This window comes from Microcystis sp. LE19-84.1B, assembly GCF_027531875.1.
GTDB lineage: Bacteria > Cyanobacteriota > Cyanobacteriia > Cyanobacteriales > Microcystaceae > Microcystis > Microcystis panniformis.
Genome location: NZ_JAPZSR010000116.1, coordinates 15,948 through 36,239, shown reverse-complemented (window position 1 = coordinate 36,239; position 20,292 = coordinate 15,948). Strand labels below are relative to the sequence as shown.

The following is a 20,292-nucleotide window of genomic DNA, read 5'->3' as shown; positions in this document are numbered from 1 at the left end:
ATTATAGCAGAAGTCAGAATTATGAGGTGGGAAGTCGGAAGTAAAAGCTATACATAATTAACTTTTTAATCAATTGACTGTACCTCATGAGATTGGGAAATATCATATATAACTTTGATGGTTCTTTTTGCTGAATACCGAATTTGAATTGATTTTCTCCCGTCTAATTGATAATAAGATTAAGTGCAGATAGACTTTAATTTTCCTCAATCAAACGCTAATTGATAGGACGCACAACACTTGCGTCCCTACAGTATATCTAGTTTTTCATAAGAGGATAGCACAACACCCACTTAGGGACCTGGACCATCTATTTCAGGTTGAGATGATGGGGGATTAGATGGTCTCGAAGATACCAGTGAATTGAGTTTTTTATATGTATCACCACCTTCTGATATCAGACCATCATAAGTGTTCCATTCATGAAACTGTTGTTTCTGAAAAGCTTTAATTTTTTCTTTTAACTGTTGGGAGTTTTCCTGTTTGATTATATCCTCATAAGGAGTATCTTTTGGAAAATCTAAGATTTTAACAATAAGCCCTTTTCTTTTTCCTTTTTCTGAATCATCATGAGCGTTATCTTCAACTATAGCGTTTAAGGATTTGACATTAGTTTGCCAATTCGTATCTACAGTGGGTGATGGGGATACAGAGGGGGATGGAGATACAGAAGGTGATAGAGAAGGCGATGGAGAGGAAGGAGTTGATAGCCCTAGACTTACTTTAATATCCTTGATTATAGCCTCTCTAGTCTGACTATCTGATTTTATTCCTACAATACCTGTTGGTTTTATTTTTTTTCCTGTTTGATAATCTTCAATTAACTGTTTCCAGTTTATTTCTTTTTGCTTAGATAAGCTTTTTTGTAACTTAAAAAGTTTAATAATTGCCTTTTTACTTTTTGTTTTATCAATCTTTTGATCCTGAGCCAGATCATTAACTATTTTGTCCAACCCATCTGGTAGAGTTAATTCAGTCATTAATTGTAGTTCCTGATTTGCAGATTCTATTTGCTGCTTTAAAGCGAAGATAAAAACCAGTGAAGCCCCTTGTAATAGTAATAAAAGGGTTATTAATAAAGGGATAATATATGGGATAAAAGGTTCAAACCAAAGGGGTTTTCTTTTAAGAGAAATAATGGTAACATCAACATTTTGAGGAGTTAACGCTATTTTGTCTTTTTCTTTTTTTCCTAAATTGACTATAAAACCACACTTTTTCCATAAATCAGTAGGAACATCATGTTCTAAGATTTGAGTAATAACCGCTAGTGGAGTATAATCATTGTTAGTATCTGTATTGATTTTGTGATCTTCTTTGTACTTGATCATTGCCCCAAATACCTTGGCTAAATCCTTCAATAACGGTTTGTTACTCTCATATAACGATAGAGACTCACTTTTTACACCATCATACCAGATTAAATTAATAAAATAATCTTTTATGTCTTGCAAGTCTTTTTGATTAAGAACGGTTAAATTTTCAGAAGCATAGGTAAGCTCATAACTTCTTTCTTTTAAAGCATTTTTTATATCTACTGGGGAAGTCATAGAATTACTAGAACCCGTTTTCTGTTTGATATCTTCATCTAACTTTGCTTTAGCAGTTTTATAATTTCTGGCAATCTGTTTAATATCTTGCCACAGGTTCTGTTTAAAAGTTTCTCCATCCTCCCGAACAAGGGCAAGGTATTGTTCGTAACATGAAGGCCATAATCCTTGTGCTTCAGTTAAAAACCATTTTCTCACTCTACTTGTTTCAGAGCGATTAAAATTAAGAGGATTGGGTTCAAGTGTGCTTAACTGACTGAGCAAAGAATATAGTTTTTTTAGCTCATCAGGCAAAAGTGTCGATTGTAAATCTCCTGAAGGATTATTTTGACCAATTAAGACTCTAACGCCTTCTTTTACTCTTTTAAAAATTAGCGATTTCAAATCCTTTGAAGGATTATTTTGATCAATTAAGACTCCAACGCCTTCTTTTACTCTTTTTAAAATTGCCTTTTCTGTGTAGCCATTGGGAAAAATACTATTTAATTGTGATTCAATTCCTGAACTGAGTTTTTCAATCCATCCATAAACGATTTTCTTTTGTTTTTTAGGTACTTTTTCAATCCATCTTAGAAAATCTGGAAGTTTCTCAGGAATAATTAATCCATATAAGAGATAAAGATAAACATAAATAGGGGGATAGTTTTTATCATCCATTGCACCCTTAAGATCAAGTGGCTCTAAAATAGATTTAGTCCAAAATTGATCATCATACAATGTTGTATCTTTAAAGGCATTCTCGATAGTTTGAACATCCTTTAAAGTAGGAGGATTGTTATTAATCCAACTTCTAATAATATTGGAGATTTCTTCTTGTCCTTCTACTCTGGGAGGAGGTGCATCCTTTTTACTAAGGGATTCTTGTAAGTATCTATCAGCATCGGAGAGACAGGGACTATGAGGAGGAGTAACAGGAGAACTTGGTGGTGTTACAGATTGATGGACACCATTAGGAGCATTTGTATTTGAAAGATTAGCAACTAGATCAGGATTACTGTTACTAGGTGGTAATGCAGGAGGAGTTGTTGCCGCAGCAGGATAAATAATGAGAAAATCATGAGTTTTTTTCAACCCTTCTACATCATAGGCCCACGAGACTAATTGCTTTAATTCTTTGGCTTTTTTTTCAGCTAATTGGTGAATCGCTTTAATGGGAATCCTTTTTCCTGTTTTTGTGGTAGTTGTTGAGTGAACAAGAATATTTTTGCTCAGTTCTTCGGGATTATCAAGGAGATGTAAAAGATTTGTGTTTTCACTCTGAATAGTATCATAGCTGTGTTTATTTCCCACTGTTTTTTTGTCAAACGGATCAAAACAAGGTCTTTTAACAACTAAACGATACCAATCTAATAAATCATTAAGTTTTCCCAATCCTTGTGTTAAAAAATAACGGAAGACAGAAATTCCTCTGTCACTCTCATCATTTGCATGGGTAATAACAGCTAAAACTGACCATTCCTCTTGACCTAATTTAACCTCTCGACCAATGATTGCTGGTTCTTTTTGGACGGCAAATTCTGACAGGTAAAATAAATCAGCCGCAATGTCTTGTTGAACAGCTTTAGGAATAGAAGTGAGAGTTGAATTCATATATCCCCCTGAAAAACCCACAGACCACCAATTATCAGGTGTTCCTTGAACATTAATTCCTGTGCTGAACTCGTGAATGTCAATAATACTCATGGTTTTAATCCTCATCTAATGCTTTATGACGTTGACCTGTACAGAGCCAATAAATCGGTGAAACTAAACCAAACGGTCGCCACTTTCTCGGTTCTTTAATAACTGAAGTTGTTCCTCCTCTATCTCGTTGTTTTAAAATGGTATTCGGTTGAGGATATTCTTTTCCTAGTGTACCAAAAGATGAAAGGGCAAAATAGTCAACAAAACCTAATTTTCGACTTTGCCACGTTTCTAATTTTCCCATCATCTTCGGAAAAAGACTATCCATTAACACCCTAGGATTATGTCGTCCTGTCCATAATTGAGACAATTCGCATTTACTGATAGATAAGGCGATTCTTCTCTGTTTATGCTGTAAATCGGCTTGATCCAAAGCTGCAAAAAAAAGTTCTAAACTGTTAGCATATTCCTGATCTTTGGCATAAGCTGTCCCATCTACTAAGAATAAAATACCCGTTGATCTAATACAATCATCTAAATAATCCATTAGTAAAGAATTATTAGATTTCCTGATTAAATCTTGAAAAAATTCTCCGCCATAATCTTTACAATTTACGGTTAACTTTACCGATGGAGAGCCAAGTTTTGAGAGTTTAAACCGATCTTTTAGCAATATCTGTAAACCGTAGTCTTTAACTTCCACAACATTAGGCTTTAATGGCGTTCCTTTTAATTCTAATCCTTGCTCTAAAACATCTTGAGCATATTTGATTAATTCTTGACTGGCTAGTAAATCCCCAATGGGAGTAACGGTTTGAACTGGACTATTAGGATTTGCATTTGGCCAATAAGCGAGAGAGGCCATATAAACCGTTTTTCCTGAACGGCGGTCGCCAATAACCCGAATATCCGCACTTTCAACAGTCAGATCCGAAGTCTGAGAATTAACCTTTTGTTTTAGCCATGTTAAGGAGTTCATTTTGTTGTTGATTTAGAAGTTTGAGCAATCCATAAAAGCGGTTCAATTAAATTATAGGGTTTCCAGCCTTCAGGTTGCCTTAAAACAGAAGCTGGTTCTCCTTTGACAATTCGGTCTAATCGATTAGGACGAGGATCGGTCTGTGATAAGATTCCAAAAGTAGATAGAGCAAAAAACTTAAGGGTATTAGGCTCTAATTTTTGTCTTAACAAATCTTTGGTTTTTTTGAGATGTACGTCGAATAAATCTCGTTCAGGTTCAAATCTTCCTGTCCAAATTTCTCCCCTTTCACATTTAGTCATTACTACCGCTATTTTATAATTACTATCGACATTGTTTCTATCCATAATTTCTAAAAAATTCTTTAACATATTATGATATTTGTTATCCGCTCCTAACTCCCAACTTGTTAACAACACAATACACCCAATTTTATTAGTAAAAAAATCCTTAACAAATTCTTCGTCTTCATTACTTAAAAAACTAGATTTTTCCAAATCATCAAAAAGCTCTCCTGAGTAATCTCTGGTGGCAATTGTGATTCTTTGACTAGCTTTAAAGCGACTGGGCTTATAATCAATAAAAAAACTAAAATAAGGAAGCTGAAACACTGTCTTATCTCTTTTTTTTGTTCCTTTAAAATCTTTTTGCGGTAACAGAATTCGTTCAGCGTCTTCTTTTAAATTTCTGGTGTCTTCATTTTGGATGGTTATAGTATATCTAATGCCTTGTTGATCCTCGTGATGACTATGATAAGCTAGACCCGCTAAATAGGTTGTTTTCCCCGATTTTCTTGGGCCGACAATCGCAATGTTACCGCCATTCATAATAGATTCTCCTAAAAATTAATAGTGTTATTTAGCTAAATAACTTCCTAAGTAAATCCAAGGAAGTTCTAGTAATTCTCGATTGTCAATGGTGGTGATAAAACACCTGATAGATAAGTCATCTATATTCCTATTTAACTCATTGATATAAGAATGAATCGGGTTAAAATAGCGATGATAAACATACCTATCTTTTTGTTCCCAAGTCATCCGTTGATAATGGGGGTCATAGGCGAGTTTTTGGGACTCTTCTTTCAGGTTGCCACAGAATAAGTCTGCTTTATTTAAACATAATAGTAAATGTTCAATCCGTGAGCAATATTGTTTAAAAAATTTAACCCATCGGTCAAAACGATTGATCCACTGTTTTCGGGTGACAAATTCATGGTATTCAGGAAGATGAGGATCAAGAATTTCTCGATAAGGTGCAAGAATTAATAAAATTCCTTCCGCATCTTGAAGATGGTCAATAAAATTTTGCCATTCATTGGGATTTTGAGACTGCCAACTGGGTCGCCAAATTTCTCCCGGGGTATCTAACCAATTGGTCATAATGGTTTTTTCTCCATTGGGAAGATGAACTTTAACCTCAAAATAGCGATCATGAATGCTTTTGTCATCAAGAGTTGCCATTCCTTTATCCCCTTTAGGAATTTTTTGATACGCTACAGAGTCCACCATGACAAATTGATGATTAGGATTAACTAACTCCATCGCTAAATGGGTTTTTCCCGCTCGGCGATCGCCAATATAGATCACTCCTCCCAAAATTAATCACCTCCTTGTCTTAACTGAGTCATAGCTAGGGTTCCTCCTTATATAGTGATAGCGTATATTTCTCTATCGATCCACCCCTGACCTCTTATGCCATCTTGACCTAAATTGTTACAAAACTTTACAAAACTCGTTTTCCCTCCAGGGTGATTATATAGTAATTACTGACGGCGGCCGAAGTGTACGTCGAAAATGGCGCAATTATACTAAATCCGCTGGGTATAGGCTACATATCAGGACAGGCACTCATGCAAAAGGCAACAGGAGAGATAAATAATCAGTCTTTAATAACCGGATTTAGTATTAAAGCTTATTTTCGAGTATAACCAAGAATTATCATCCAATTAATCCTAATTTTGCTCAATGTCAAAAAACTCTGCATAAATCTATCCCCCCGCTACGATATACCTTATAGAAGAATCCTGACCATCCCTTGAGGAGTTACCCATCCTACCCCTATGTTAATCATCCTAAGACCCATCCTTTGCTTTTGCGCTGGTATGATTTCTGCCCTGTTGGGCTGGTTTTTGAGCCAATTGGCCTTTATCCTCTTAGAAGGGATCAGTGATCTTCCAGTGGTTGGAGTCATCAGTCAAGTGAGACAGTGGGAAGAAATTATCGTTTTTCCGTTGGTTTCGGTTTGTTTAGCGGTGGGAATGGTTCTCAATGAGCTTTTTATCACAAATCCAACTCGTTTCTCTCGTAATCTCAAACGCTCTAAGAAAGCTCTTCTTTTTCGAGCGATTCCCATTGGTTTTGGGGTAGGATTAGCGATCGCTCTCCTCTTACAACTATTTTATCTGCCTCAATTCAAGTTAGATGAAAAACCGATTAGAGTCTTAGGATGGTTATTTTTAGGGGGAATAGTGGGATTAATTGAAGGGTTAGTATGGCCTTTTTTTAGTACCTCCGCAGGGGATAAAAAACGTTACCGAAAACGACTGATTTTAAGTCCCATTTTTGCTGTGATAGCTGGTCTTGCTGCAGCTATAATATTTGAAGTAGTAAGAGGCTCATCTAATCAGGTGACAGACTTATTTCAGCAAATAGAAGATCCCTTAGGCTTTTGCATTTTAGGTGGTCTTTTAGGAGGGGTTTTAACTTTCACCACTTCTCCTAGTTTTCACACAGCTTTAAGGGCTGGAAAAGGCTTTGAATATAGGGAATATCAACAAGATACTAATGCTCCTCCTGAACCAATTGATAATTACGTTCCAGATCAAATTCTGAAAAAAGGGTTTAATATTTTATGGGTTAAGCCAGATAATCAGTCTGTGTTAATTCCTTTTCCTAAAGATAGAATTAAAGAGGGTAAAACCATTAAATTAGGAGGGAGTGAACCGAGAAAACAAAATGGTCAACAAATTGGTTCAGATATTTATATTGAGGGATTACCTCTCTATATTGGTCATTTTTTAGTTACTAATGAAGGAACAGAATTCTTCCCCAAAAAAGATATGTTTCATCAATTTGAGATTAAAGGTATTTCTTTAAACAGTGCTGCTCCCGTGTCTGTTAAACACAATGATTTAATTGTTTTTGAAAACAATAATCAAAAATATCGCTTTGTTTATTATGATTATGAGGGATCGATTCCCGTTATTTCAGGGAAAGCTAAAGAGAATCTTGACCTTCGTTTTGTCTCAGATGAATATGGTAATAGAATCGAAGAAGGGTTATCTATTGAGTTACCAGAAAAATCGTCTATCAAGATTACCATTGGAGGAATTGATTTTAAAAAAATCTCAAATGATGAGATAATTGGCTCTGATATTTATCTTCCTGATACAGAACCTTATCTGGGGGAAATTCTTGTTACTAAACAAGATGCAACACTGATTCCCAATCCTAAAAGTTCTGGGAATATTCAAATTCAACGTAATGGTAATCCTATTCCTGTCAAAAGAGAAATTAGCCTAAAACATAATACCCTAATCACTTTTATCACCAATGGAACAGATGATTATCAACCTAAAATGTACCGATTTGTTTATTATAACCGCTTCCTAGATCCCGATGCTTAACCTACTGTTATAGTTAACCTGATTGAGTCTTCAGACATCAATAAAAAGCCTCGGTAACTAATGGTTATAATTGTTTTAAATCAGTTGAGACACTTCGATAAGTAGGTGGGTGGAATTAAATATAAGATGAACGTAGGTTGGGTTGAAGTATGAAACCCAACGCCCGCATGGGTTACGCTACCGCTAACCCATCCTACAAATGATTGTACCTCCCTACTTAGAAGTTAATTTCTTGATAGCATAACCCCCCATGAACAGAGCATCGAATTACTATCTACTAACTAAGGATTGAGACAACAATGTTTAAAATTACTACCCTGTCCCGAAAGTTGATTGATTTTACCAGTTTAATGATTGTTACGTCTGGAATTTTATTAATTTCTGATATGGTTCAAGCAAAAACAACAGACATTATTAGCTATCGAGAAGAACAAAATAAAGTCACTTTACGCCTTAAAGTAACCGACAAGGTAAAAGATAAATATGGGAAAGAGAAAACCATTCCTATTATGGATCTCAAAAAGAAAGATTTTAAATTACAAGTAACAGATATGACTAACGATAAGTTAGTTGCACCTTCTGATACTGATAAAGGTTATTCTGATATACCTTTTAAGTTTAAAAACCCCCTAGAAGCTGAACCCCCTCCTGCTTATATCTTAGTTCTTTTAGATATGAGTGGAAGCATGAACTGTTCAACCGATTTAGACAGTAAGGGAGTTTGTAATAATGCAGTTCCTGAAGGGAAAAGAAAATTAGATGCTGCGCTTTCTGCTTTAACTACCTTTATTGAAGAAGCGAAAAAAAGAGGAGGAAACACTAATGTTGCGATTATTCCTTTTGGTTATGGTTTTGATTATAAACCCATTGAAAACCTAGAAGACCTTAACAAGTTATATAGTGTTAGTGATAGCAAGACAACGGCTGCTATTACAAATCTTCAGAAACAAACTCCTCGTGCTGCAACTAATATTTATCATACATTAGGAAAAGCCGTTGAATTTTTCACAAATCCTCCAACGGATGAATTAAAGAATAAATTTTATCCTTTTGATGAGAAAAAAAGTGAACCCATTGAACCGAAACCTCGTTTAGCAGTTATTCTTTTAAGCGATGGGTTTGATACTCAATATGATAGTCGGGATGAGAAAAAAGCTAGACAACTACAAAAAACAAAATTAGAGGAAATTAAAGGAAAGTTAGCGGATAATCCTCAAATCACTATTCATACATTAGGTTATGGTTTAAATGCTGAACAATTACAAAAAAAGTTTGGAACTTCGCAATGGAGTGAAATCAACCGTCCACCCTCAAAAGATAATGGTAAAATACCATCAGGTAAAATACCATCAAATGAATATCTTGATGTTGATGGATTAGAACAAATTAGTAAAATCACCACCCCTAATGGACTGTTTGCTATTTCTGGAAACTCGGAAGAAATCGCTAGTAGTTTACGCCTCTTTTTAGACGCTATTTTAGGAGAATATGAAGTTACCTATACTCATCCTAACCCTCAAAGAGGAAGACTCTATAAAACGAGCGTAACGGCAGACAATATTAGCTCAGAAGCAACTGAATGTAAACAATCGGATATTGAAAAGAAAAACCAATGCGAGAAATCTAGTTTCATCGAATATCGTGGAGTTAATTTCGGACGCACTGCTTCTTTTTCAATATGGGTAATAAGTGCAGGATTACTCCTGATTTCTGGAATAGTTTGGTTTTGTTTTTATTGGTGGTGGAGAAAGAAAATCGAAGATGAAGAAAGGGGGACAAGTGGTCAAAGTTCCCCTTAATCAAGAGGATTTAATTTTCCTAAAATTAAATCGGGTAAAATCTGTCTTAACGCTTACTCCAGCATAAGCTTTTACCTTAAAAAACCCCAGCAAAAAGGAGAGTTAAGTAGTTGGTTATAATTAAATTGAAGATAGACTTTGAGTTCTATTCTTACTTAATTTCTCCTTAATCCCTCCTTAATTACCCCTTAATAAGGGGGGGTATCTGATAGTTTTTAACACCTAACTACTTAGGGTTTGCGGCAAAAAGTAGGGGCGAAGCATTCGGGCAATAACCTATCGGTGAAACCGTAGATTTTCTATCCGAATGCTTCGCCCCTACAGGACGCGGGCCGATGAAGACGCAAGGTTTTAAACGACGATTCTCTCAAAATTTTGCACCTGTTTCGCCAGAAAAGCCACAAAACCTCTACCTTGCCTCCATTTCACCTTTATTCAGCTTAACTAATGAAAATACAAACATTCTTAGAACATTTTTATCTTCATGATAGTGGGATAGATAACTATCAATATTTCCCCATTGAACAACAATTAATTCTCACCATTGAATTACCTGAACCTGAAAATATAATAGGTTACTTATACTTTTTTGGTGTAAAAAACCTCATCAGTGACCCAGATATTAATCAGATTCAATGGGGAGAACAGTGTAACGGAGTCATTTTAAATATTGCGGTTTCTCCTTCACTCGATTCCCTTAACGAACAAATCGAAATCTTATTAGAAGTTGTGGATTATCCCGAGAAAATTAAAACCGTTTTTGTTCTCAATTTTTTAGCGTTTGATATTAAATGGATTCCCCTTAATTAGCTGGTTATAATTAAATTGAAGATAGATTTTGGGTTCGATCCCTCCTGCCCTCCTTGATAAGGGGGGTGCCGATAGGCGGGGGGATCTCTCCTTGTTAAGGGGGTGCCGATAGGTGGGTATATCTTATAGATTTTTACCCCCAACTACTCAACAGTTATTCCAGGAACAATTATGACTATTTTAATAGGTAGAATATTCGGACGAATTATCTCTAAATCAACCCAAAAAATATCTTCTCCTAAACCACAAAATCCCCAACAAACTCCTTCGTCTCAACCTGCTCAAAATCAACTCAATCCTAATCAATTACCCAAAGATCCTCAAGAATTAGTTCAACAAGGTTGGAAAGATGTAACCCATCCAAAACAAGCGCAGTTAGGACAAAGAGAACTCGAACATCCCGATGGAAACTTAAAGGTTTCTTTTCACCCAGCCAGAGAAGGACAACCGGGATGGAAAGGAAAAGATCACTATCATATTCATAACCCCAATGCGACTGGAAAACAAAGTTATTACTTAGATGCTAAAGGAAATCCAGTTGCTAAACGAGCAGATGCGTCTCATATTTCTCCTTCTTCCTCTCAAACCCCATCTACTCGCTTTGAAAATTTACAAGACCTTAAAACAAATACTCCCACTTCTCAACCGAATAATACCCCTAACTCTAGTCCAACTTCTCAGACTTCTTCCTCTCCTTCTCCTCATCATTAATTAATATTTACTGTTGTATTTAATCAATTCTGTTATTAAATGTCTTATAATAAGATAAGGGTGTTAATCCAAGTAAAAATATGAATCAAAAAGAAGCTCGTGCTTACGCTGAAAAACTCAATCAAGACCCCGGATGGCGCGAGGTTTTAGATAAGTGTCCCTGTACTAAAACAGAAGCACAACAATCACCCAAGTTTGAACAATCACAGTTTTTCGTAGAAACTTATCATCCTGGTGCTGAATCTGCTTTTCGTTCTACTGAAGCAACGACTTATCAACATTCAGTCTTAGGAAAAATGCAGGTCGGACAACAATGTACTTATGACAAATCAGGTCATTTAATCACCCAAGGACCTGGCGCAGGAACACCGGATTCTGTTTCTCCAGAATATGGAACTTATAGTCATTATACCAAAGATGTTTTAACTCATAAAGCACTAGGCCATCAAGAGTATAATCAAACTTGGACACCCAATCAAGGCGATAATTGTGCGCCTCGTTTTCAGAATCTCAATGAGCTTAAAAATGCCACAATTAACCCATCAGAACAAAGTTTAAATCCTTCTTCTCTTAATGTTAACTCAACTCAATCCCATAGTCCATCTCCTAATTTCTAACATTTTTCACTTTCCCCTATTAATCTAACAGAATTCCTAGTAGAGGCGCAAGGGTTGCGCCCTATAATATTAAGTTTGCGTCCTAGGTTTTAATTAACCTCAGATTATTTCTCTGGATTCTCAAGGATAGCACGCTTTAAGTTAACCAGTTTGACATAACTATCGGTGATAGTCTTTTGTTTAGTTAACTCCTCAATAATTAACCCATCAAGATTAATATTCCGTGCAATTTTTTTGGTTATTTCATCTTGATAGTTATCAAATAATTCTAGTAAATCTTTCTCTAAATCTTTTGTATGATTTTCGAGGGTGCGACGAATATTTTGATTCAAGGGTATGACGATAGTTTCGATGAATTCTTCCAGTTCTGTTTGATACATTTGCAGAACTTTCTCTATTTCTTTAAGCTTATCCGATCTTATTTTAGTCCTTAAAAGTTTATCAGATTCGGATAATTCTTGCTCTTGACAATCTTTGAGATTCAGTCCAATCCTTTGTAATTCACTCCCATATTGATAGAACAAAGCATCAGCTAAACCGCTTAATCTCATAGAAATATCTCGCTCACATAATTTATCTTCTAATTTCTCCATCATTTCTTCAGGTAAATATTCAGGATTAATGATTTCTAACGCAGTTAATAACTTACTGAGTCGTTGAATAAAAAAACTATCAATGACTGAGATTAACCGTTTTCTCATTAACAATGTTAACTCAACTTTCTTATCCAAAATATAGGGTAATTCGGCTAAGTTATAATCCATATCTACTCCTGTTGAGATTTCGTTTAGCAAATCCAACCGATTAATGTCTTGAATTTTTTTCGACAATTCTTGATTAATTGCTTGAGTATCAGATTCTTGCCAAAAAGAGGATTGTTGTGTAGTCCGAATCTCTTTAGAAAACTCTGTGGCTTTTTGCTTAAGTTGTTCAATTAATGAGCGCAGCTTTTTATTAATCTCAACAGATTTTGTTTCCTCTTCAGGATTCGTGCTTTCACTATAAGAATCGTCAAGGGGTTTAAGACATCCATCTAAAATGCGAATAATTTGCAATAATTCCTTTTTCGCATCATCGATAAACTCGTCTTTTGCACCTTGATTCAAATAGTTAAATAAGGAATCAATAAATTGAGAAAAAGTGATGATGTCGGGATGGGTTAGAAGCGAGTTTGCCGTGGTTTTATTTAACTCTTTTTCCTCCTTAATTATTCCAGATTTGATTAAATTTCCTAATCCTTCTTTTAGGTTTGGACTCTCATCAATAGTTCCTTCAGATACCAATTTTAAGAGTAGGTAATTAAAAGCAGACGTTTGAAACTGACGCTCTGCATTAATACTAAAACTATAAGCTTTAGCCTGTGCTTTAAAAGAGTCTAAAGATTGAGTTTGTTCTAGTTTACTATTAGCAGCATCCCACTTATTAATTACCCAGAAAGCTCGTTCAATAATAGTAGGATTCTGTTGATTAATCTTCGAGAGAAACTCAATTTCTTTACCTTGAAGAACCTTATCATGAGGACTACAAACCACAAAAGCTTTGGCTTTTTCTTTGATATAAGATTTAGTAAATTCCTCGTGACTTTTATTATCCACACTCAGTCCGGGTAAATCTACTAAAACAATATCATCTCCTAGATTTAGATTCTCTAAAAATACTTCAATTTTATCAACATAAATCGCTCCTACATATCCTTCAACATAATTTCTGAGTTCTGATAAAGTCACTTCTTTAATGCCTTTATAAGCGTCATTTCCCCAATTACTTAAAAGTGCTTGAAGCTTGATTAAAGCTTGTTGATCAATAGCTACTTCTGTGTCTTGTTGGTAGGTTTGAACGGCTTCTTTAATCCGCATAAAATGTTTACCGATTGCCTCTTGTCTTTGTAAATTTTGACCAATTTTTTTCTCAATATCACTAACAAAACTATCCCAAAGTTCTAGTCTTGCTTGCTCATCCATAAAGTAAATCACTGCTTTTTCAGCTTGACCTTTTTTAATCAGGGTGGGAAAAGCAGTGGTCGGTTGATTGGTTGCAGGTAAAATTTCCCGTCCTAAAATAGCGTTAATCATCGTTGATTTTCCCGCAGAATAAGACCCTAAAAAAGCAACAGGAAATTCTGTTTGTCTTAATTTACGCATCCAATCTCTTTTTTGCTCTATGATTAATTTTTTATTAGTTTCACTCCCCAAATAAGGTAAAACAGCTTCATAAATCGTGAAATATTCTTGGAAGTGTTGAATCATTTTTTGAGCATCAGTAGGAGTAACCATTTGAATCATCCTTTGTCTTGAATAGGTACGAGGTTGAGAGTTAATCAGAAATCGGACAGATTGATTTCCTTATTTCTTTATCGTCATTGTGTCGGGAGTTTATGCAAGGAATTTTTTTCAACTCGTGATTAAGCCGCAAAAATTAAGATATTTAAGTTTTATTTAGCTAATTTTACTCTCAAGATGTAAAAATCTCTCATTAACTCAAGATTTAAGCCAATGTCCCCGTCATTCATCGATTCTCTTAAAATAAGAAAATGTTAGTTCACTTGTCCTCAATAGTAGTCCTCAAGTCTTATCGGGATTTGTTTCCGAAAAAAACAGGGTAGGATATGAGTTTAAGGCTAAAAAAGGGGATAAACTTGACTATATCAACAAATTTTAGATGAGACAACCCTTCCTGAAGACGATCGTTATCTTTTGCCACTGACCACACCCAAAGGTTCTCAAACCTAGGAAATTACCCCAAGTTTAACTCAAGAGAGGGTAATCCCCCCAGAGAGCGGCATAAAATCTGCTGTCGATGACGATAAAGAAAAGGAGTCTCTAACATCTTCCCCTCAAATTAAAGACTACAGCTTTGCATATTGTCGGCAACTTCCCTTAACTCTCGATTTTCGCTGTGTTTAAGACTTTTTTGAATATTAGAAATCAGTTGTCCTCGATAATCTAACTGTTCTTTTGTTTGGGTATTTTCTTCTATGTGTAATCCTATTACACAACCGCTCTTATTGACGATAGGACTACCAATAAATTCATTCTGTATAATTTCTGATGATTCATAACCAAACGGCGTATTTTCACTGCTTTCATCGTTGGTCTTAATGTCAATCTTTCTATAATTTAGATTGCGTTTACCTTTACCTTTTGGTTCATATCCCCGAATCTCTAAAGAGTCACCATCAACAGCTATTGATTCTAATGAAAATTTAGGCATTTCAATTTCTTTTGTTAATTTAAAAGAAACAATTACCAATTTCCAATTTTGATTATTAGGTTGTAGCTTATCTTCTAATTCATCCACGATGGTTGCTGGAATTTTATCTTGATCATAATTAGCAATTTTTATCTCTTTGCCATTTTCTAAATTTTTACTGACAGCAGCAACCGCATAATAACTATAATTGTTATTATCATTTTTTTTCTTGCTAAGAAGAAAACCACCAGCTTGTTCACCATAAATATTACTCTGTCTTAAAACTTTAGGAGTATTAATTTCTTTAGTAGGAGTCTTAGTTTCTTCAGGAGAAGTCTTAGTTTCTTCAGGAGGATTAAGTTTTGACCACATAACTAATCCTAATACTGCTAATGAAACTACAAGCAAAAGTGGAAACAGCCAGTTTTGCCGACAAAAATTCCTCCGAGGAGGAGTTGATGATTGTGGTGGTGTAATAATTTGGGTTTTACATTTAAAAAAAGGAGGAATTGCGTGACGTTGATAGATTCGTACTGAATCTAGCGAAATGCTACCTACATCAGAGTTAGTTTTTAGATGAGACAACATTCTTTCAAAAATTAAATTCCAAGATATTTTAAAAGGTTCATCTTTAATGCGAGTAATACTATCATGAAGTGATTTTTCTAACTTAGAAAACATCGACACCTCAAGCAAATGATTAAAAGAAATTATCAATTCTACTTTTGTTCCCCTTGTCATTAATTGTCTAGCTAGTTGTTCAGAGCGACACATTAATAAGCAAATAACTTGTACATCTTCTATTTCGTTAAGACACTCAACAAAAAAATCTTCATCTATTTCCTCCTTAATAGTGACGTTCATCTGAGTCATTTCATCAGAAATTGTTGGCGTTAATTCTATACGACCATTTTCATTACAACCATGTCCTTCTATAAATACCATTTGATAAGAGTTTTCTCTTAAATATCTGGACAATTTCTCCCTATTAGGATATTCAAGATACTGGATACTAATTCCTCTATTGTTTTTTTTAAAAATATCCCATTGTCCTTTACTGCTTTCAATAAAATTACTTCCTTCTTTCTCACTTTGTTGAATAATTTTAAGTCTTTTATCAGTATCTTCATCTTCTAAATTATCCATGTCTTCATTTCTAGGATAATATAAATTATTGAGATAAACAACCAATATATTAAAAGAATTATCATAACTAAGGGAGAACTTATGAGAATTGTTATCTTCTTCAGCTATCAATTTTTGAGCAAAGCTGATACGATGATTTTGCTGTTTAACTAAATAAACAATTCTTTTAAAATCAATAGCCGATAGGTCATGATCATCAGCAATTTCAAATACAAGATTTAGATGACCAGTGTTTAGTTTTCCATTTAGGTATTGTGATAGCTTTTTTAAAGATTGACTATGGGTTTCTGACGGCTTAAAAGTTTTATCTTCTCTAGGGATAGGACACTGCCACGTTTCCTCTTTTGTGTCTATACAAGGTGTATTTTGATGAGGTTGCCCAACATCTTTAGACTTACAAGCCTTTCCAAAAGGACAAATTATACCATGATGTCCTTCATAAATGCGATTGTTTCTATCAAAAAAATGCTCATAATATCCACGAGAAATATCAAAAGTTTTTTTAATGGATTCAATTCCTGATTGCTCAATTAATCTTGGTGGTTCTACATCTGCAAATTGACCATCACAGCTACTCATAGCTGTCTGATGTTCTCGAATTTGAGAGATGAGCTGCGGAAACTTATCAAAGATAAATACATTGGCGTTTTCTTGACTCAAGTTTTGACTCTCACTCTTAGTAATATAGTTCACTTTTCCTATCAAGAAAGCAGTTTCAACTTCCTCGATTTGTTGAGGAAGTTCAATGATTTCTAGTTTAATTTTTTGATTAGTCATGGTTCAACAATAAAACGGTTAGCAATTTGGACATCATTGAGAGAGAAAATTAAGGTAAAAATTGTCCCTATAGTTAGATTTTTGAATCTCATTTCAAAGCTGAAATTGTCTCCTATATGAAGTTGATTTAAAGTGCTAACAACACCTTGATTACTCAAAACTGTTATGGTTAAATTTTTTGGTAATTTGCTTTCTTTGATGTAGTTATATATCTCAAATAAAATGCTTTGAGTATCATTATTCAGAAATTCGACTGCTGCTCCTAATATAATTTTAGTATTTTCTCCAATTTCAATGACTTTACCTCGTAAGGAAAGACGTTTTTTAATATCTAAAGAAGTACCACCACCAAATATAATTTTTTTACGTCCTAATTCTTCAAACGTTTTCCATTCAGTTCCCTTCCCAATTGATGAAGGCGGACAAGCTTTAAGATAATTAAAAATATCCTCAAAAGGTTGAAAATCTCTAACATCAAAAGTCCTAGTATTGTCCTGTTGAGATTTGAAGGCTTTGTCAAAATGCTTAAATCCTAACATTTCAACATAATTAAAATGTTCATGAAATTTGACACCAACACAGCCGACTCTGGTTTCTAATAAATGCTCTTCAATTTCAATTGATTCCTGTTTAGGTAAAATGGGAAAACATTCAATTCTACCAAAATCCGGAATTAATAAATCAGCGTCATTAGATGACAACGACAACCTTTTAAACTTATTCCAACAATCTCCACTTTCTAAATAAGATTCAAACTCGAACATTTTCAGACATTTATGAGCGGCGATAACTGATAAGGTATTCAAAAAAACTTGTTTGCCTTTCTTAACATTTCTTTGTTCAGATGCAAAAACAAGCGCAATTTGTTGAGCTTCTTTGCTAATGGGAATTCTTAGCAAAGGTAATCCTTCGGGTTCTTGCCAAGATAATTGTCCGGATGCGGTTGAGTCATTCATAGGATTGTGAGTGGTCATAATAAATTAAATTTCCTCTTGCAGTTTTTGCTCAATTTCTTGAGCGATTTGGCTTAATAAAGGTTTACACTTTTTATGCCAGTGTGCTGTGATCGTACCATAGGGAATCCCTAAATCATCGGCGATCGCCTGCCAAGGGACAGGGGGATCACTGAGTTCGCGTTTCTGTAACAGCCAATGACAGTTACACTCAGAACATTTGGTTGAATAGCAGTTTTTAAGTCGATTTTTCGGATCTTCTTGAAGATACTGCCAAACTTCCAGTCCCAAACGTTGTCGTCGTTGCTGTTGTGCTTGTTCGATAAGACTATCGATGGTGTTAAGAGTTGCCTCAGAGTGATTATCCTCCAGTAAATCAAGAAAGGTTGTATTCTCCTTATCACTAATATATCGGTCTAGGGAGAAGATGTTATGCCGACGGGCTTCTCTTAATCTATCTTTCGGTTTATAATACAGCCTTAGTTGATAGTTGATCCAATGGGTTAAGCTGTTGACATAGTTAGTTGTTTCTGGTTTAAAACTACTAATTTCCTTCAAGATTTTTAACAATGTGTCATTTAAAATTTCTTCAAAATCTTGATAACAATATCCTCGTAATGGTTGATAGCTACGGACTAACTTAGGTAATTGTTGAATGGTTTGTAATAGTTTATAAGTCGCTCTTTTACCTGCTGGTGTATCGGGGGTATGAGAAAGAAACTCTCGAACTAATTTCTCCATTTGGCTGTCAGAAATGGCAGTTTTAGAAACGGTTCTTTCTGATTGTAAATTTGAAGTCAAGCTTTTAGCATTCTCAAAGTTAACATTTTTAAGGAGAGCTTGTGTTAAATTCGTGTCTTGAAGATTTGCACCCATGAAATTGACATTAGTTAAGTTAGCATTCGTTAAGTCTGCTCCTGTTAAATCAGCATCTTGAAAATTGGCACTTGTCAAATTAGCACCTGTTAGATTAGCGTTACTTAAATCAGCATTAGTTAAATTTGCTCCCGTTAAATTAACATCACTCAGATTTGCTCTTTTGAGATTAGTTTCATCTAAACGAGCATAACTAAGATTAAACCCTGATAATTGACCATCTTCTGAGTTAAACATTGTCAAATCATTCTCAACAAAAACGGTTTGAGGATCGAGTCCGTTACTGGTGGCTAAAAAATCATTAAGATTTTTAGTTTGAGGAAATTCTGCCATGACTGAGGGTGTCTCCTATTTCTTTTAACAAATTTTGGCGAACCGAATTTAATTTAAACCGCTCAGTAAAACCAAGCTCCTTTAAGTTTTTACCTTTGAATTTTGTGATTTTTATAAAATCATGATTAATTTTAAAATAAAACTTAATTTCCCAAGGTTCAGAAGAAATTTTGGCCATTCCTATTTTTGCTTTTTTGTCATCTCCTTGCAAAAAAGAACTGATGAGCGATTCAGACACGAAACGAACTACTGGTCTTTCTTCTGTTCCTTCAGCATAAGCTTGATAACCGGAATACTGAAAAGTAAAACCATCTTTATTACTTCGAGTTCTTTCTTGATTCCATTTAAAAAGAATCTCTAATGGTTTAGTTAATAATGTTTTAACATCGAAATTCCAATATCTTTTTTTCGTATGAATGAGTTCCTCTGTTTTATGGATAGTATATTGAACGGAAAAAGGTCTAGGAAAGCCTCGCTCTTCTTCGGGAAAAGTTACATTTCTACACTCTAAAACTAATGTACCCTCGGTTATGGCGAAAGTCACATCAGTGTTAGTTACACTATCAACATGACAATGCTCTCCAAATCTATAAGTTAGCTGTAGTTCAAAAGTTTTTTTCTTGGAAAAAAATAACGGTAATTTATTCGATTGTGGTTTTGTATGAAGTTTGATAAAGACACAATCAGAGAATTTATTGTTGAACGGTTCCTCATCGATTTTCATAAAATCATTAAGTCAAATTTTAGACAACAAAAAATAATCATTTAAAAAAGTTCTTGAGAGACATTCAGTAAGGTTAGGGAACGAAAAAACGGATCAAGTAGATTGCCGTTATTAGTTTAATCTCTCACGATTAATTGAAAATGATTTTAGAGAATTTACGGCGGATTCAGGCTTAGTCTGGTACATCTCATAGGTGGAAAGATTTATCCAACAAGGAGTTGTCTGTACCAGATGGATAGAGGAAGAGGAACAGCCGTATAAGACCTAACTCCAAGAGTACAAGTAAAAGTTTCTGATGTCAATTAATTGTTAACGATTTTTAATGGATAAAATCTTGTTTGCTAAGATTTAATGACATATAGTATTCGGATCCTCTCGACTTTGTATGATAATTTTTGCTTATGGAATCGTGAAATGCTTACTGAGCGAGACTTTTAGGACTATTTGACGTTCGGACGTTCGGCGATGCTCAGTGGAGTCGTCGAGCCGAGGAAGAAACTATCAGTATAGCTCTCGTTGGCACACGGAAACCAGAAGAGCCATACTGTCACTTAAAGCTCAAATCTGATAACTGATAACT

General features: G+C 34.8%; 14 protein-coding genes. 5 read left to right on the top strand and 9 right to left on the bottom strand.

Annotated features, from left to right (window positions below):
• Positions 1 to 293: 293 nt before the first annotated feature.
• The 4 genes from O9324_RS06890 to O9324_RS06875 are packed head-to-tail and all read right to left on the bottom strand — an operon-like array spanning position 294 to position 5,738.
• Positions 294 to 3,233: a hypothetical protein gene (locus O9324_RS06890; protein WP_288139805.1), complete on the bottom strand. Its 2,940-nt coding sequence runs from the start codon at positions 3,231 to 3,233 to the stop codon at positions 294 to 296.
• 4 nt (positions 3,234 to 3,237) lie between these two features.
• Positions 3,238 to 4,152, bottom strand: coding sequence for a hypothetical protein (locus tag O9324_RS06885; RefSeq protein ID WP_288139804.1), 915 nt, complete (start codon positions 4,150 to 4,152; stop codon positions 3,238 to 3,240).
• Positions 4,149 to 4,979, bottom strand: coding sequence for a P-loop NTPase family protein (locus O9324_RS06880; RefSeq protein WP_288139803.1), 831 nt, complete (start codon positions 4,977 to 4,979; stop codon positions 4,149 to 4,151). Before O9324_RS06880 ends, O9324_RS06885 begins: the two co-directional genes overlap by 4 nt.
• A gap of 27 nt (positions 4,980 to 5,006) precedes the next feature.
• A complete protein-coding gene (locus O9324_RS06875) occupies positions 5,007 to 5,738 on the bottom strand; it encodes a hypothetical protein (RefSeq protein ID WP_288139816.1) in 732 nt (243 codons plus the stop codon).
• Between the two features lie 881 nt (positions 5,739 to 6,619).
• Here O9324_RS06875 and O9324_RS06870 point away from each other — a divergent pair.
• The 5 genes from O9324_RS06870 (at position 6,620) to O9324_RS06850 (ending at position 11,714) form a co-directional block, all read left to right on the top strand.
• Positions 6,620 to 7,777 (top strand): hypothetical protein, encoded by a 1,158-nt coding sequence (locus tag O9324_RS06870; RefSeq protein WP_288139802.1) that lies wholly within the window; start codon positions 6,620 to 6,622, stop codon positions 7,775 to 7,777.
• A 299-nt stretch (positions 7,778 to 8,076) separates the two neighbouring features.
• Complete coding sequence (locus O9324_RS06865) at positions 8,077 to 9,576, top strand: vWA domain-containing protein (protein WP_288139801.1); 1,500 nt, start codon at positions 8,077 to 8,079, stop codon at positions 9,574 to 9,576.
• Between the two features lie 447 nt (positions 9,577 to 10,023).
• Positions 10,024 to 10,386: a hypothetical protein gene (locus O9324_RS06860; protein ID WP_288139800.1), complete on the top strand. Its 363-nt coding sequence runs from the start codon at positions 10,024 to 10,026 to the stop codon at positions 10,384 to 10,386.
• A gap of 171 nt (positions 10,387 to 10,557) precedes the next feature.
• Entirely contained in the window at positions 10,558 to 11,097 is a 540-nt protein-coding gene (locus O9324_RS06855) for a hypothetical protein (RefSeq protein ID WP_288139799.1), read from the top strand.
• Between the two features lie 80 nt (positions 11,098 to 11,177).
• Positions 11,178 to 11,714: a hypothetical protein gene (locus O9324_RS06850; protein WP_288139798.1), complete on the top strand. Its 537-nt coding sequence runs from the start codon at positions 11,178 to 11,180 to the stop codon at positions 11,712 to 11,714.
• A 104-nt stretch (positions 11,715 to 11,818) separates the two neighbouring features.
• Here O9324_RS06850 and O9324_RS06845 read toward each other — a convergent pair whose 3' ends face one another.
• From O9324_RS06845 to O9324_RS06825, 5 genes are all read right to left on the bottom strand, one after another.
• Positions 11,819 to 13,987, bottom strand: a complete 2,169-nt coding sequence (locus O9324_RS06845) for a dynamin family protein (RefSeq protein ID WP_288139797.1) — start codon at positions 13,985 to 13,987, stop codon at positions 11,819 to 11,821.
• A 565-nt stretch (positions 13,988 to 14,552) separates the two neighbouring features.
• Complete coding sequence (locus O9324_RS06840) at positions 14,553 to 16,826, bottom strand: hypothetical protein (RefSeq protein ID WP_288139796.1); 2,274 nt, start codon at positions 16,824 to 16,826, stop codon at positions 14,553 to 14,555.
• A complete protein-coding gene (locus O9324_RS06835; protein ID WP_288139795.1) occupies positions 16,823 to 17,800 on the bottom strand; it encodes a DUF1822 family protein in 978 nt (325 codons plus the stop codon). The genes O9324_RS06840 and O9324_RS06835 overlap by 4 nt, the downstream gene beginning before the upstream one ends.
• Before the next feature lie 6 nt (positions 17,801 to 17,806).
• Positions 17,807 to 18,988 carry a pentapeptide repeat-containing protein gene (locus tag O9324_RS06830; protein ID WP_288139794.1) on the bottom strand — a complete coding sequence of 394 codons (1,182 nt, stop codon included), beginning with the start codon at positions 18,986 to 18,988 and terminating at the stop codon, positions 17,807 to 17,809.
• Positions 18,966 to 19,712, bottom strand: coding sequence for a hypothetical protein (locus O9324_RS06825; protein WP_288139793.1), 747 nt, complete (start codon positions 19,710 to 19,712; stop codon positions 18,966 to 18,968). The genes O9324_RS06830 and O9324_RS06825 overlap by 23 nt, the downstream gene beginning before the upstream one ends.
• Positions 19,713 to 20,292: the final 580 nt, after the last annotated feature.